General features: G+C 67.3%; 15 protein-coding genes. 10 read left to right on the forward strand and 5 right to left on the reverse strand.

Annotation, left to right across the window (positions count from 1 at the left end):
• Positions 1–89 precede the first annotated feature (89 nt).
• From O6P37_RS10620 to manA, 3 genes are read left to right on the forward strand one after another with little or no spacing between them, the layout of a single operon-like run.
• Positions 90–1,493 (forward strand): phosphomannomutase/phosphoglucomutase, encoded by a 1,404-nt coding sequence (locus tag O6P37_RS10620; protein ID WP_269894012.1) that lies wholly within the window; start codon positions 90–92, stop codon positions 1,491–1,493.
• Positions 1,490–2,578, forward strand: coding sequence for a TobH protein (locus O6P37_RS10625; protein WP_269894013.1), 1,089 nt, complete (start codon positions 1,490–1,492; stop codon positions 2,576–2,578). Before O6P37_RS10620 ends, O6P37_RS10625 begins: the two co-directional genes overlap by 4 nt.
• Positions 2,579–2,582: 4 nt before the next feature.
• Positions 2,583–3,809, forward strand: coding sequence for a mannose-6-phosphate isomerase, class I (manA, locus tag O6P37_RS10630; protein ID WP_269894014.1), 1,227 nt, complete (start codon positions 2,583–2,585; stop codon positions 3,807–3,809).
• A gap of 13 nt (positions 3,810–3,822) precedes the next feature.
• On the opposite strand, the gene O6P37_RS10635 is transcribed toward manA, so the two are convergent.
• Positions 3,823–5,184, reverse strand: a complete 1,362-nt coding sequence (locus O6P37_RS10635) for an FAD-dependent oxidoreductase (RefSeq protein WP_269894015.1) — start codon at positions 5,182–5,184, stop codon at positions 3,823–3,825.
• 75 nt (positions 5,185–5,259) lie between these two features.
• Between O6P37_RS10635 and O6P37_RS10640 the strand changes: the two genes are divergently transcribed.
• The 7 genes from O6P37_RS10640 (at position 5,260) to O6P37_RS10670 (ending at position 12,160) form a co-directional block, all read left to right on the forward strand.
• The gene (locus O6P37_RS10640; RefSeq protein ID WP_269894016.1) at positions 5,260–6,729 is read left to right on the forward strand and encodes an amino acid permease; all 1,470 of its coding nucleotides are present in this window, start codon (positions 5,260–5,262) and stop codon (positions 6,727–6,729) included.
• 165 nt (positions 6,730–6,894) lie between these two features.
• Positions 6,895–8,133, forward strand: coding sequence for an alkane 1-monooxygenase (locus O6P37_RS10645; protein WP_269894017.1), 1,239 nt, complete (start codon positions 6,895–6,897; stop codon positions 8,131–8,133).
• Entirely contained in the window at positions 8,130–8,303 is a 174-nt protein-coding gene (locus tag O6P37_RS10650; protein WP_269894018.1) for a rubredoxin, read from the forward strand. The genes O6P37_RS10645 and O6P37_RS10650 overlap by 4 nt, the downstream gene beginning before the upstream one ends.
• Positions 8,300–8,482, forward strand: a complete 183-nt coding sequence (locus tag O6P37_RS10655; protein ID WP_264015947.1) for a rubredoxin — start codon at positions 8,300–8,302, stop codon at positions 8,480–8,482. The genes O6P37_RS10650 and O6P37_RS10655 overlap by 4 nt, the downstream gene beginning before the upstream one ends.
• A 107-nt stretch (positions 8,483–8,589) precedes the next feature.
• Positions 8,590–9,132 (forward strand): TetR family transcriptional regulator, encoded by a 543-nt coding sequence (locus tag O6P37_RS10660; protein WP_408633150.1) that lies wholly within the window; start codon positions 8,590–8,592, stop codon positions 9,130–9,132.
• A gap of 78 nt (positions 9,133–9,210) precedes the next feature.
• Entirely contained in the window at positions 9,211–10,671 is a 1,461-nt protein-coding gene (ahcY, locus tag O6P37_RS10665) for an adenosylhomocysteinase (protein ID WP_269894019.1), read from the forward strand.
• A gap of 223 nt (positions 10,672–10,894) precedes the next feature.
• Positions 10,895–12,160 (forward strand): lipase family protein, encoded by a 1,266-nt coding sequence (locus O6P37_RS10670; protein ID WP_269894020.1) that lies wholly within the window; start codon positions 10,895–10,897, stop codon positions 12,158–12,160.
• A gap of 7 nt (positions 12,161–12,167) precedes the next feature.
• Here the strand turns inward: O6P37_RS10670 and O6P37_RS10675 are convergent, their stop codons facing one another.
• The 4 genes from O6P37_RS10675 to O6P37_RS10690 form a co-directional block, all read right to left on the reverse strand.
• The gene (locus O6P37_RS10675; protein ID WP_269894021.1) at positions 12,168–12,677 is read right to left on the reverse strand and encodes a hypothetical protein; all 510 of its coding nucleotides are present in this window, start codon (positions 12,675–12,677) and stop codon (positions 12,168–12,170) included.
• The gene (locus tag O6P37_RS10680; protein ID WP_269894022.1) at positions 12,674–13,234 is read right to left on the reverse strand and encodes a mammalian cell entry protein; all 561 of its coding nucleotides are present in this window, start codon (positions 13,232–13,234) and stop codon (positions 12,674–12,676) included. The genes O6P37_RS10675 and O6P37_RS10680 overlap by 4 nt, the downstream gene beginning before the upstream one ends.
• 64 nt (positions 13,235–13,298) lie before the next feature.
• Positions 13,299–13,553, reverse strand: coding sequence for a hypothetical protein (locus tag O6P37_RS10685; protein ID WP_269894023.1), 255 nt, complete (start codon positions 13,551–13,553; stop codon positions 13,299–13,301).
• Positions 13,554–13,575: 22 nt separating this feature from the next.
• The gene (locus tag O6P37_RS10690; RefSeq protein ID WP_269894024.1) at positions 13,576–15,282 is read right to left on the reverse strand and encodes a hypothetical protein; all 1,707 of its coding nucleotides are present in this window, start codon (positions 15,280–15,282) and stop codon (positions 13,576–13,578) included.
• Between the last annotated feature and the right edge of the window lie 65 nt (positions 15,283–15,347).

A 15,347-nucleotide genomic window follows, 5' to 3' on the forward strand; every position in this document is an offset into this window, starting at 1 on the left:
CGGTGGAGCAAACGAGCCGGGCGATAGACGCAGATCCGTCATCCTCCGACGGCTAGGCTGGCGCAGAAGATCCCGTCACGAGGAGTGCTATGTCCCGGCCGGCTGCGGCGGTTAACCGCGTCATCAAGGCGTATGACGTGCGTGGCCTGGTCGGTGACGAACTCGACGAGGCATTCGTCGCCGACGTCGGCGGCGCGTTCGCCCGGCTGATGGCCGCCGACCCGGCAGTCCACCAGGTGGTGATCGGCTACGACATGCGCGCCAGTTCGCCCGCGCTGGCCGCCGCGTTCGCCGAGGGCGTGGTGGCCCAGGGCCTCGACGTCACCCGGATCGGGCTGGCGTCCACCGACCAGTTGTACTTCGCCTCCGGCCTGCTCGACTGTCCCGGCGCGATGTTCACCGCCAGCCACAACCCGGCCGCCTACAACGGCATCAAGCTGTGCCGCGCAGGCGCCAAACCCGTCGGCAAGGACACCGGGCTGTCGGTGATCGCCGAGGAGGTGATCGCCGGTGTGCCCGCGTCGGACGCGCCGCGCGGCGTCATCTCCGACCGCGACGTGCTGGCCGACTACGGCGACTTCCTGCGCTCACTGGTCGACCTGGCCGGTCGGCGCCCGTTGCGGGTCGCCGTCGACGCGGGCAACGGCATGGCGGGTCACACCGCTCCGGCGGTGCTGGGGAACATTCCGTCGATCACGATGGCGCCCTTGTACTTCGAACTCGACGGCACGTTCCCCAACCACGAGGCGAACCCGCTGGACGCGGCCAATCTCGTCGACCTGCAGGCCCATGTCGTGTCCTCCGGCGCCGACATCGGCCTGGCGTTCGACGGCGACGCCGACCGCTGCTTCGTCGTCGACGAGCTCGGTCGCCCGGTGTCGCCGTCGGCGGTGACGGCCCTGGTGGCCGCGCGCGAACTGCAGCGTGAAATCGGCGCCACTGTCATCCACAACCTGATCACCTCCCGGGCCGTGCCGGAACTGGTGGTGGAGCGCGGCGGGACACCGCTGCGCTCCCGGGTCGGGCACTCCTACATCAAGACGTTGATGGCCGAGACCGGCGCGATTTTCGGCGGCGAGCACTCCGCGCACTACTACTTCCGCGACTTCTGGGGCGCCGACTCCGGGATGCTGGCCGCCCTGCACGTGCTCGCCGCGCTCGGTGAGCAGGACCGGCCGCTGTCGGACCTGATGGCCGACTACCAGCGCTACGAGGCGTCCGGCGAGATCAACTTCACCGTCGGCGATGCGGCGGCCTGTGTCGAGGCGGTGCTCAAGTCATTCGGTCCCCGCATCCACTCCATCGATCACCTCGACGGCGTGACAGTCGATCTCGGCAACGGGAACTGGTTCAACCTGCGCACGTCGAACACCGAGCCGTTGCTGCGGCTGAACGTCGAGGCGCGCACCGTCGAGGAGGTCGACGAGGTGGTCGGCCAGGTATCGCAGACGGTCGAGGCCCAGAGCGTCACCGTCGCGGGGGACTCGTCGTGAGAGCCACCGAGGCGGTCATCGACCTCGACGACGCCGATGGACTGCTGAACGCCGACCGGGACGGTCTGCTCCGGGCCACTGCGATGGCAGGCGCCCAGGTCCGCGCCACCGCGGCGGCGTTCGACGAGGGAGTGCTCGAGCCGTTGCGGTCGGGCCAGCCGCCGCGCACCGTCGTGTGGGTCGCCGGCCGTGGCGTCGCCGAGACCGCGGGGGCGATGCTCGCCGCCACGATGGGACCGTCTGCCGCTGCGCCGGTCGTCGTCACCGCGCAGGTGCCGCCCTGGATCGGTGCGCTGGACGTGATCGTGGTCGCGGGCGACGACGCGGCGGACCCCGCGCTGGTGACGGCGGCCGCGACCGGTGTGCGCCGTGGCGCGCGGGTGGTGATCGCCGCGCCGTACGAAGGTCCGCTGCGGGATGCCACCGCCGGCCGGGTGGTGGCGCTGGCGCCGCGGGTGTGGGTACCCGACGACTTCGGCCTGGCCCGCTACCTCGCGGTCGGGCTGGCCACACTGCACACCGTGGATGCGGGTCTGCCTGCCGACCTCTCCGCACTGGCCGACGAGCTCGACGCCGAGGCGCTGCGCAACAGCGCGGGCCGCGACCTGTTCACCAACCCCGCCAAGTCTCTGGCCGACCGCATCTCCGGGCGCGACGTCGTGCTCGCCGGCGACAATGCGGCCACCCTGGCGCTCGGCCGGCACGGCGCGGCGGTGCTGCTGCGGGCGGCCGGTGAGGCGGTGGCCGCCGTCGGGCTGGCCGATCTGCTGGTGGGTTTGCGCAACAGGCCGTCCGGTCGCCGTGGCGAGACGTCCTACGAGTCATCGCTGTTTCACGACGACGAGCTCGACGGGCCGCTGCCGCGACGGGTGCGCGCCTTCGTCCTCACCACCGACCTCGAGCGCCCGGTGATACTGGCCAGGGTCGCGGGTTTCGACGGCGTCGACGTGGTCAGTGCCGAGGATGTGCCCGACGCCGGTGACGGCCCGGCGAGGGGGGCGAGCAGTCGGCCGGAACACCAACTGGCCACGCTGGCCGTACGACTGGAGATGACGGCTGTGTACCTGAGACTGGTTCGGGGTTAGACACGTGCACCTGCTACGAGGCGCGGTGCGGACCTATGCGTGGGGTTCGCGCACCGCGATCGCCGAGTTCACCGGAAGGCCCAGTCCCACACCGCATCCCGAGGCGGAGCTGTGGTTCGGCGCGCATCCCGGCGACCCGGCCTGGCTGCAGACCGACGACGGCGAGCAGTCACTGCTGACGGCGCTGCGCGAGGACCCGGAGGGCCAGCTGGGGACGGGGCTGCTCAGCCACTTCGGCGACGCCCTGCCGTTCCTGGTCAAGGTGCTCGCCGCCGACGAACCGCTGTCGCTGCAGGCCCATCCGAGCGCGACGCAGGCCGCAGAGGGTTTTGAACGCGAGGACCGGCTGGGGATCCCGGTGTCGGCGCCCATGCGCAACTACCGCGACCGCAGCCACAAGCCGGAGCTGATGGTGGCGCTCGACCAGTTCGAGGCACTGGCCGGATTCGCCCCGGTCGACCACACCATCGAATTGATTCGCGCGCTGGCCGTTCCCGAACTCGAGCTCTACCTCAACCTGTTGGCCGGCCAGCCCGACGCCGACGGGCTGCGGGCGTTGTTCACCACCTGGATCACGGCGCCGCAACCCCACCTCGACCTGCTCGTCCCCGCGGTGCTCGAAGGAGCCATCGAATACGTCCGTTCCGGCCACAAGCGCTTCGCCGCCGAGGCCAAGACCGTGCTCGAACTCGGCGAGCGCTATCCCGGCGATGCCGGCGTGCTGGCCGCCCTGCTGCTCAACCGCATCTCGCTGCGGCCCGGCGAGGGGATCTACCTGCCTGCCGGAAATCTGCACGCCTACCTGCGCGGAATCGGCGTCGAGGTGATGGCCAACTCCGACAACGTGTTGCGCGGCGGTCTCACACCCAAGCACGTGGACGTGCCCGAGCTGCTGCGGGTGCTCGACTTCACGCCGACGCCCGAGGACGAGCTGCGGCCCGAGATGAGCCGCGACGGAATGGAACTGGTCTATCGCACGCCGGCGCCGGAGTTCGCGGTGTCGGTGTTGAGCGTCGCGGGCGACCAGTGCGGCCACGAGATCGACGCGCCGTCACGGTACGACGGCCCGCAGGTGCTGCTGTGCACCGAGGGTGTGACAGTGGTGCATGCGAAGAGCACGTCGCTGACGCTGCAGCGCGGCGCGGCGGCATGGGTGGCCGCCGACGACGGCCCGATCCGGCTGATGGCGCAGGAACCGACCAAGCTGTTCCGGGTCACCGTCGGGCTCTGACGCCCGTCCCCGCTCAGGCGACCGGTACGGCCTCGCGCGTGGCGCGCCGCTCGGCCAGCCACAGCCTCATGTTGTGCTTGATCGTGCGGCCCACGAGTCGCGGCGAAGGCACCATCCAGAGGCTGTCGAGCAGGCTGAACCGTCGCAGAAACCATTCGGCCAGCACGGGATCGGTCTCCGCGGCGCCGAGGAACTGGTCGAACAGCCCGCCCACCGGCGAGTACCACCACGGCATCGGGCCGGTGGCCCGGTGCAGCGTCAGGTCGCCGACCGCGTTCATCTGCCACACCGGGTAGGTCGTTTTCGCGGTGGCCTTGCTCAGCGTGCTGGCCAGGCTCTCGCCGGGATTCTGCAGGGCCCGGCGCAGGTGACCGGCCTGCAGCGACGTCATCGTCATGCCTTGGCCGTAGGTGGGATTGAAGCTGACCACGGCGTCGCCGAACGGCACGATCCCGGCCGGGAAGCGGTCGAGCTTGTCGAAGCGGCGCCACCGGCTCGTCGGATATTTGTGGAACGACATCTCGCCGACGGGTTTCCCGGCCCGCAGCGCGGCGGCGACGTGGGAGGGCAGGATGTCGTCCGCGAGCGCGCACATGCCATCGAAGTCCTTCGGCGGATCGACTTTGCCGACGCCGAAGGTGGTGACGTTCCACAGGCCGTCCTCGTAGAACAGCATGCCCACACCGAGCGGCAGATCGTCCGACGCGCCTGCCACGACGACCTTCTCGGCCAGCAGGCCGTCGGGCACCTGCACCCGCTGGCTGGCGTAGCCGATGCCGACGTCGACGGTGTCCTCGCGGGGACGCTCGAAACCCCACTGCGCGAGCCACACCGGCAACCGGGTTCCGCGGCCGGTGGCGTCGACGACGAGGTCGGCGGCTACCGCTTCGCCGTCGTCGAGCACCACCCCGGTGACGCGCTGGGCGGCAGCGTCGAACGTCGGTTCGGACACCAGGCGCCGGATGATCTCGACGTTGGGTATCGCGTTCACCCGCCGGCGGATCTGCCATTCCAGCTGTGGACGGCTCGGCACATAGGCGGTGAACTCGTCCTGCAGGGTGTGCTGGGTGCCCAGCACGTGACCGGCCGCGCCGAAGTGGATGCAGTCGGGCCGGTTCTCCAGGATGGGCACGCCGGCGGCGACCATGTCGTCGAGCAGGCCGGGGAAGTGGCTCTCGAACTCGGCGGCCCCGCGGGCCATCAGCAGGTGTACGTGCCGGCCCTGGGGGACGGCTGCGCGGTTGGCCGGACCGTCGGGCAACTCGTCGCGCTCGAAGATGGTCACGTGCTCGTAGAAGTCGGAGAGCACCCGCGCGGCACACAGCCCGGCGATGCTCCCCCCAATGACGATTGCGTGTTTAGTACTCCGCCCCATCGGGTCACAGTAGCCGGTAGATTTCGCACACCCGGGCGAGAATCTGTCCCGCACCGGATCCGAAAGGAATTCGTCATGACCGGCAGATGGCGCACCAAATCCGTGGAGCAGTCGATCGCCGACACCGACGAACCGAGCACCCGATTGCGCAAGGATCTGACGTGGTGGGACCTCACCGTGTTCGGCGTATCCGTGGTGATCGGGGCGGGCATCTTCACCATCACCGCGTCCACCGCGGGCAACCTGACCGGTCCGGCCATCTCGATCTCGTTCATCCTGGCCGCGATCGCCTGCGGGCTCGCGGCCCTGTGCTACGCCGAGTTCGCCTCGACCGTGCCGGTGGCGGGCAGTGCCTACACGTTCTCCTATGCGACGTTCGGTGAGTTCGTCGCCTGGATCATCGGCTGGGATCTCATCCTGGAGTTCGCCGTCGCCGCGGCCGTGGTGGCCAAGGGCTGGTCGAGCTACCTGGGCACGGTGTTCAACTTCGGCGGCGGCATCGCCGAGGTCGGCGGCCTCAAGGTGGACTGGGGCGCGTTGCTGATCATCGCGTTCGTGACGCTGCTGCTCGCGCGCGGCACCAAGCTGTCGGCCGGCGTCAGCCTGGTGATCACCGTGATCAAGGTCGCGGTCGTGCTGCTCGTGGTGATCGTCGGCGCCGGCTACATCAAAATGAGCAACTACTCGCCGTTCATACCGCCGGCCGAGGCGGCCGAGGGTGGCAGCGGCGCCGAGCAGTCCCTGTTCTCCTTGATCACCGGCGCCGAGGGCAGCAGCTTCGGCTGGTACGGCCTGCTCGCCGGCGCGTCGATCGTGTTCTTCGCCTTCATCGGCTTCGACATCGTCGCCACCACCGCCGAGGAGACCAAGAACCCGCAGCGCGACGTGCCGCGCGGCATCCTGGGGTCGCTGGCCATCGTCACGGTGCTCTACGTCGCGGTCGCCGTCGTGCTGTCGGGCATGGTCTCCTACACGGTGCTGCGCGACGCGGGTGAGAAGGCGAACTTGGCGACGGCGTTCTCCGCGAACGGGGTGGAGTGGGCCGCGACGGTGATCTCGATCGGCGCACTGGCCGGCCTGACGACCGTCGTCATCGTGCTGATGCTGGGCCAGACGCGGGTGTTGTTCGCGATGTCCCGCGACGGGCTGATGCCCCGCCAGCTGGCCAAGACCGGCGAGCACGGCACGCCGGTGCGCATCACGCTGATCGTCGGGGTTCTAGTGGCCGTCGCGGCATCGGTGTTCCCGATCGACAAGCTCGAAGAGATGGTCAACATCGGCACGCTCTTCGCGTTCGTCCTGGTGTCCGCCGGTGTGATCGTCCTGCGCAAGACCCGTCCCGACCTCGAGCGCGGGTTCCGGGCGCCGCTGGTGCCGCTGCTGCCGATCGCAGCCATCGCGGCCTGCGTCTGGCTGATGCTCAACCTGACCGGCCTGACCTGGATCCGCTTCCTGATCTGGATGGCCATCGGTGTGGTCATCTACTTCGTCTACGGCCGCAGGCACTCTGTGCTCGGGCGCCGCGAGGCCGCTGCGGTCGAGTAACTGTTCAGGGATTTCGGCGCGCTTTCGATCGCTCGTCAGCGACTGGAAGCGCGCCGAAGTCGCTCGGAAGCGCTTTACAAAAGGACCATTGGTGTCTAGACAACGGACAAATAGCGTCGTATAGTCAACCCAAGACGTGATCCCGATCACCGAGGAGGCTGTTCGATGACGACCGAAATCTCAGACATCACCGCTGATCAGTGGCGGGACAGGAAGCGGTACCTGTGGCTGATGGGGCTGATCGCGCCGACCGCCCTGTTCGTGATGCTGCCGATCGTCTGGGCGCTCAACGACCTCGGATGGCACACCGCGGCCCAGCTGCCGTTCTGGATCGGCCCGATCCTGCTCTACGTGCTGCTGCCGGCGCTCGACCTGAAGTTCGGCCCCGACGGCCAGAATCCGCCCGACGAGGTGATGGAGCGGCTGGAGAACGACCGGTACTACCGCTACTGCACCTACATCTATCTGCCGTTCCAGTACGCCAGCGTGATCTTCGGCGCCTACCTGTTCACCGCGTCGAACCTGAGCTGGCTGGGCTTCGACGGCGGCCTGGGCTGGCCGGCCAAGATCGGACTCGCGCTGTCGGTGGGGGTGCTCGGAGGGGTGGGCATCAACACCGCACACGAGATGGGGCACAAGAAGGACTCGCTCGAGCGTTGGCTCAGCAAGATCACGCTGGCCCAGACCGGATACGGCCACTTCTACATCGAGCACAACCGCGGCCACCACGTCCGCGTCGCCACCCCGGAGGACCCGGCGTCGGCACGCTTCGGCGAGACGTTCTGGGAATTCCTGCCGCGCAGTGTCTGGGGCAGCCTGCGGTCGTCATGGCAGCTCGAGGCCCAGCGCCTGCGACGCAACGGACGCAGCCCCTGGGACCCGAGGACCTACCCGGGCAACGACGTGCTCAACGCATGGGCGATGACCGTGCTGCTCTTCGGCGTCCTGATCGCGGTGTTCGGCGTGGCGCTGATCCCGTACCTCGTGATCCAGGCCGTCTTCGGCTTCACGCTGCTCGAGACGGTGAACTACCTCGAGCACTACGGCCTGCTGCGGCAGAAGACGGCCAGCGGCCGCTACGAGCGCTGCGCACCCGCGCACAGCTGGAACTCCGACCACATCGTCACCAACCTGTTCCTGTACCACCTGCAGCGACACAGCGATCACCACGCCAACCCCACGCGTCGCTACCAGACGCTGCGCAGCATCGACGGCGCGCCGAATCTGCCGAGTGGCTACGCGTCGATGATCGCGCTGACCTACTTCCCGCCGCTGTGGCGCAAGGTGATGGACCACCGGGTGCTGGACCACTACGACGGCGACATCACCCGGGTGAATCTGCATCCGCGGCTGCGCGACAAGATGCTGGCGCGGTACGGGGCGGTGGCGGAGGTCTCCCGATGACCGCCTACCGCTGCCCGGGCTGTGACTACGTGTACGACGAGACCACGGGTGCCCCACGTGAGGGGTTCCCGGCCGGCACCCCGTGGGACCAGGTCCCCGACGACTGGTGCTGCCCCGACTGCGCGGTGCGCGAGAAGGTCGACTTCGAAGAGATGGGAGCAACCCGATGAGTGACTACAAGTTGTTCGTCTGTGTGCAGTGCGGATTCGAGTACGACGAGGAGAAGGGCTGGCCCGAGGACGGCATCGCACCGGGCACCCGCTGGGACGACATCCCCGACGACTGGAGCTGCCCGGACTGCGGCGCGGCCAAGTCGGATTTCGAGATGGTGGAGGTTGCGCGGTCTTGACCGCTACCCTCGCGCGTGTGACAAGCCCGCGCGACCGTCGAAGCGCGCAGCGCATCCCGTACGCCGAGGCGTCGAGGGTGCTGCTGCGCGATTCGATCCTGGACGGGATGCGCGACATGCTGACGACCCGGGACTGGTCGGCGATCACGCTCTCGGACGTCGCCAAGGCCGCCGGGATCAGCAGGCAGACCATCTACAACGAGTTCGGCTCACGTCACGGCCTGGCGCAGAACTACGCGCTGCGGCTGGCGGACCGCCTGGTCGACGCCGTCGACGAGGCCATCGAGGGCAATGTCGGCGATGTGCACGCCGCCTTCCTGCAGGGATTCCGCGCGTTCTTCGCCGAGTCGGCCGCCGACCCCCTGGTGATCTCGCTGCTGTCGGGGGAGACCAAGCCCGACCTGCTGCAGATCATCACCACCGACAGCGGACCGATCATCACCCGGTGCTCCGACCGGCTGACCGACACCTTCGCCCACAGCTGGGTCAGGGCGAGCGACGAGGACGCCGGCGTGCTGGCCCGTGCGATCGTCCGGCTGGCGATGAGTTATGTCTCGATGCCGCCGGAGGCCGACCACGATGTGGCCGGTGACCTGGCCCGGCTGATGACGCCGTTTGCCGAACGATACGGTGTCATCGAGCAGAATTAGCGGCGCTCTGACCGCGCCGACTACTGTGTAACCAGGCTAACTAAATGGCCTCACGCGCGCGCACGTAAAGGAATGCATATGACTGAGTTGAAGGCTGACAGCCTCAACGGCATCGATTTCAAGGTTGCCGACCTGTCCTTGGCCGAGTTCGGCCGCAAGGAGATTCGGCTGGCAGAGCATGAAATGCCGGGGCTGATGGCCCTGCGCCGCGAGTACTCCGAGGTGCTGCCGCTCAAGGGGGCGCGGGTCTCCGGGTCGCTGCACATGACGGTGCAGACCGCGGTGCTGATCGAGACGCTGGTGGTACTCGGCGCCGAGGTGCGCTGGGCGTCCTGCAACATCTTCTCCACCCAGGACCACGCCGCGGCCGCGACCGTCGTCGGTCCGCACGGGACGCCGGAGGAGCCCAAGGGCGTCCCGGTGTTCGCCTGGAAGGGCGAGTCGCTCGAGGAGTACTGGTGGGCCGCCGAGCAGATGCTCACCTGGCCCAACGAGCCGGCCAACATGATCCTCGACGACGGCGGTGACGCCACCATGCTCGTGCTGCGCGGCGCGCAGTTCGAGAAGGCGGGCGTGGTCCCACCCGACGAGGAGGACGCCTCCGACGAGTACAAGGTCTTCCTGAACCTGGTGCGCAAGCGGTTCGAGACCGACAAGGGCAAGTGGACCAAGATCGCCGAGTCGGTCCAGGGTGTCACCGAGGAGACCACCACCGGTGTGCTGCGGCTCTACCAGTTCGAGGCGGCCGGTGACCTTCCGTTCCCCGCGATCAACGTCAACGACTCGGTCACCAAGAGCAAGTTCGACAACAAGTACGGCACCCGGCACTCGCTGATCGACGGCATCAACCGCGGCACCGACGTGCTGATCGGCGGCAAGGCCGCCCTGGTGTGCGGTTACGGCGACGTCGGCAAGGGCTGCGCCGAGGCGCTCAAGGCGCAGGGCGCCCGGGTGGCCGTCACCGAGATCGACCCGATCAACGCCCTGCAGGCGCTGATGGACGGCTTCGAGGTCAAGACCGTCGAAGAGGCCGTCGGCTGGGCCGACATCATCATCACCGCGACCGGCAACCAGGGCATCATCACCCTCGAGCACATGCGGTCGATGAAGCACCAGGCGATCCTGGGCAACATCGGCCACTTCGACGACGAGATCGAGATGGCCCGCCTCGAGCGTGACCCGGACATCCGCCGGATCAACATCAAGCCGCAGGTCGACGAGTTCGTCTTCCCCGACGGGCATTCGATCATCGTGCTTTCGGAGGGGCGCTTGCTGAACCTGGGCAACGCGACCGGCCACCCGTCGTTCGTGATGAGCAACAGCTTCTCGAATCAGGTCATCGCGCAGATCGAGCTGTGGACCAAGAACGACGAGTACGACAACGCCGTCTACCGCCTGGCCAAGCATCTCGACGAGAAGGTCGCCAAGATCCACGTCGAGGCACTCGGCGGCTCGCTGACCAGGCTCACCAAGGAGCAGGCGGAGTACATCAACGTCGATGTCGAGGGCCCGTACAAGCCGGAGCACTACCGCTACTGAGTTTTCGCGCCGAACGTGCGCTCACGGCGAGAATCAGCGTGATTCTCCGCGGTGGGCGCACGTTCGGCGTTTCTGGGTCCGCTGGCTCGTGATCAAATCGACCGGCGGGTAACCGGATACGTCAATCGGGAGCCAAACCCCCCGCCGCCGTTATCGAACTGTTAACGTTCGCGCCGTGGGTCGGGGGATTCGGGTCGTCGTTACAGTTATCAGCTTTTTCGTCATGGCGGGATCGGCGACGGCGTTCGCCGACGACCCGACCATCGACCACCACCACCCGTACTTCAACGAGGACGAGTACCAGGCGTTCTACACCCCGCCAGATCCGCTGCCGCCGGGCCAGCCCGGCGACGTGGTGCGCTCGGAGCCGTCCCGGCTGGTCCTCGAGCCGTCCGGCCAGCTCGGCATGATCATGGCCAACGGCACGCGAATCATGTACCGCAGCACAGACGCTCGCGGAAACCCCAACGTCGTCACGGGCACCTACTTCGAGCCGCACAACCCGTGGCCGTTCGGCGGGCCGCGGCCGTTGATCGTCTACGGACCCGGCACCCAGGGCCAGGGTGACCAGTGCGCGCCGTCACGGCAGTTCAATCAGGGCATCCACTGGTCGCCCTATCTCGACCTCGCGTTCAACTACGAAGAATTGTTCGTCGCGACGATGGTGGCCCGCGGGTTCGCGATCGTCATGACCGACTACGAGGGCCTCGGCACCCCGGGGCTGCACACCTACGTGAGCCGGGTGTCCCAGGGCCACGCGATGCTCGACGCCGCCCGCGCCGCCAAGCGGCTGCCCGGGACGTCGCTGGCGCCGGACGGCCCGCTCGCGTTCTGGGGATACTCCCAGGGCGGTGGGGCCGCGGCGTCCGCGGCCGAGATGGCCGAGCTGTACGCGCCGGAACTGGACGTCAAGGGCACCTATGCCGGTGCACCGCCCGCGGACCTGAAGGCGCTCTTCCCGTTCGCCGACGGCAGCATGCTCGTCGGTGTCGTCGGATATGCGCTGAACTCGGTGATGACGGCCTATCCCGAGCACGAGGCGGCGATCCGCGCGACGCTGACGCCGCGCGGCGCCGACATGCTGTTCAAGGTGCAGGACCAGTGCATCGCGGAGACGATCTCGAAGTTCATGTTCCGGCACCTCCAGCCGTACTTCAATCAGGACATGAACACGCTCGTCAGCCAGGAACCGTTCAAGTCGCTGTTCGAGGAACAGAAGCTGGGAAAGACGAAACCCAACGCGCCGGTGCTGATCAACGCCAACAGGTTCGACCCGCTGGTGCCGTGGGCGCCGGCGATGCAACTCGGCAGGGACTGGTGTGCCCAAGGCGCCGACATCGAGGCGCGAACCAACGAGCAGCCGCCGTTCCTGAACAAGGCGGTGATCAACCATGCGTTGCCGATGCTGGTCGACGGAGAGCCGGCCATGCAGTGGATCGCGGACCGGTTCAAGGGCGTTCCGACAGCGCCGAACTGCGGACGGATCTAGCGGCGGCTCACACGGGATTGAACGAGCTGATCAGCCACTGCCCCTGCACGTTTCGCAGGACCATCTGGACAGCGGACTCGTCGGTGTCCGGCTGCGGATCGGCGAGCGTGCTGGATTCCTGATCGATGAACACGAGCAGTTCAGCCACGTCGGCGCTGAGCGATTCGACCGCGACGCCGACGACTTCGGCGTCGGTGGTGATCCGCTGTTGCTGTGCTTGCGGCACGACCGCTGTCTCGAGGAGCTCCCGGTATTCGTCCTTGAAGTCGCCGGTCAGCAGCGGGTCGACGGTCTCCGCCAAGCCGGCGACGGATTCAGGCGTGTAGGAGAGCAGCTTTGGGACCACCTTCTTCACGTGCTGCTGTACCTGTTCCATACTTCCGGTCTGGCTATTCGGCCGGCTCGGCGTCATGTCCCGGCCGTTCAGCCACAGGCCGACGGCCGTCGCCGCAGCGATTCCGAGGATCAGCACAGCATTGACGGTCCACCAGGCGATGCGGGAGCCGGTCGCGTTCACGACACGAACTCCACGTCGGACGCTTTGAAGGCGGAATCGGACTCGACGACGGTGATCCGCAGCCGCCACGACCTCGGGGCGGCACCGGCGCTGTCCTTGGTCACCGTTTCGACGCTGACCGCGACGAGCACCCGTGCGCCGTCGGCGTCCAGCGATTCGATACCCGCGCCGTTGACCGTGCCGGTGCTCACCGACTCCGACGTGCGGACGGTGTCTACGAATTCGCGGGAACGCTTGGCGAAATCGGCGTGAAACGGTCCGGTCGAACTGTCGAGGACCCGCTGTACATCGCGATCGGCCGTCCGGTAGTCGATTGTCGTGAGGTTCTCCGCGACCGTCTCACCGGCGTCCACATAGGGTTCCCAGTCGGCTTCGGCGACGGGCGCCTTGATCGCGACCGGATTGATCTCCTGCCGCTGCAGGCCGGCGAACGTGATCGCCACGATCAGGACGATGCTGAGGACGACGGGCACTGCGAAGAACAGCACGGTGAGTCCGCGCCGCTCTCCCGGTGCGGGATGGCCCCAGTGGCCCGGGTGCGTCGGCGGTGTGGTCATGATGCAGTGAATCTACCGCCGCTGCGGGGCATCGAAACTCACGTATTGGGGGCGGATGCGTGGCTCACGATCGGCCGATGGTGCCTGCGAGTAGCTGACTGTAAGCCAGGCGTCCCAGCAGCTGAAAGCAGGCCTGCGATTCCGTGGTCAACCGAACCAGGTGATTCTTGTTTCCCCGTTCGTACCAGTACACCTCCCAGGTGCCGTCTTCGGATGATTGATCGACGCACCAGGTGTAGTCCGCGCGGCCGCCGAGCGCCACCGTCGTGGGGGCGATGCCGATGTCGGTCAGCGCTTGTGCCAGCTCGGTCAGATTCACGTCTGTGCTTCCTCGATCTGCCTCATCGCATCAGGTACGTGTAGTAGTTGCCGACGCTCGTCAGCGCCGCAGCCGACAGCTCAGGGTGGCGCGCGTGCATGACACTCTGCACGTGATCGCCGGCGTCGTTCAACGACATGCGGGTCCAATCGGGTTGCACGGCCATCGCTTCAGCGAGAATGTTGCGTACGAGCTGTTCGGCCATGGGTGTGTCGTCGGCGCCGTAGCGCGCCGAGAACTCGGCGTCGTTGCGGCCGGGGTAGTGCTCGAGATACAGCGTGATCGCCTCGCTCACATCGATCGTCGGGACACCGGGATGCGTGTCTGACCTTTCGAGCATGCCCGTGTGCGCGGCATCGAAGTGCATTTCGATGATCGATCGCACCCAGTGCAGCGGCGTCTCGTGACTGTCGTGCTCCCGTCGAGCCGTGCGCACCGACTCCTCGAGAGGAAGCTCCTGGCGCGCCATGAACCGACCAAGGAACTGCCACAACTTCGATCTGCTGCGCAGGCCGTATTCGTTGGGCGCGTGCAGCGGTGCGATCATGCAGTTCGTCTCACCCTCGCGCGACGACCGGTAGATCTGCAGTCTGCAGTCGCTGCCTCGGTAGTAGACGATCGACAGCGGACGCCCGCTTGCTCCGTTGTCGAGCCCGTCGAAGATCTCGTCGAGCACGAGGCCCCTTGCCGACAGGGCTGAACCGACGGTCTTTTCTACCTCTGTGGCGAAATCAGTACGCACGGCGAGGAGTTCCTGTTCGTCCGCGCTTCTCTTGGCGTCGATCGCCCGCAGCGTCGCGCGCGCAGCGCGTTGGGCCAAGTCCTCATGGCTCACTTCGCCGTGCACGTTCCACTGCCAGCTGCCGACATAGGTGGTCGTGGTGTTGTGAAGGCCCGGGAACCCGATCTGAATGTCGACTTCAGCCGGTTGCGTCCTCGTGCTCTGACCGAGCGCTTCCCGGCACATCTCGATCACCACTTCTGCGGCGTTGCCGACATAGCGCCCGGCGCCTTCGTCTTCCATGCCGACGAGATACGCATCGGGCGGGCCTGCTCCCCGTGCGCTTCGGTCGATCGCCACCCAGCAGTGTCTCGCCCAGTTCTCGACGATGATCCGATCGGGCGCAGCGAACATGGGCCGTTCGAGGTCTTTAAGGCCTGTCGCGAGTACCTGCACACCGTCGTAGGGATAGCTCCTGAGACTTCGGCTCGGTTCGCAGCCGCCGACCTCCAATCTGCGGTGGTACGGAACCGTCAGCCCGTCGCCTTTGCGCATCCTCGCCCACAGTGCGGCTTCGATGTCGGACACCGAGCCCCGCAGTGCCACATGCTCTTCGACATCGGTCAGCTCGGTAACGGGTACCTCGCCGATGACCTCGAACTTGTCGGGGCGGTACATTCCGGGCATCCCGGAGACCTCGTCGAATCGTGCGCCGAGATACGTGACGTTGGCGGTGTCACCGGTGATGATCCCGACTTCGAACCGATACCCGCACCATCGGGCGACGGTCCTAATCGTTTCCAGTCGCGCGACGTCCGTCCTCTGAACGATGGTCTCGCCTCGGACCCAACTCTTCGTGGACGGGGTGAAGCCCGGGGGGAGCGGGTCGTCGTCGGAGAGGAGACGCACTCGATCGCCGAAGCTGTGAGCGAAGTACTCGCGGCCGTCGTAGGTCGCATACTCACCGGAGGCGCGGATACCGTGTCGTTGGTTGTCCATCTGCTGCAACCCTTCTCTGCGCACCGCAGCTGAGCAGTGTCCGGTGTGAGAACCATCAGGCGCCGTCCGCCGAT

The sequence above is a fragment of the Mycobacterium hippophais genome, assembly GCF_027529605.1.
In the GTDB taxonomy this organism is placed as follows: domain Bacteria; phylum Actinomycetota; class Actinomycetes; order Mycobacteriales; family Mycobacteriaceae; genus Mycobacterium; species Mycobacterium arseniciresistens.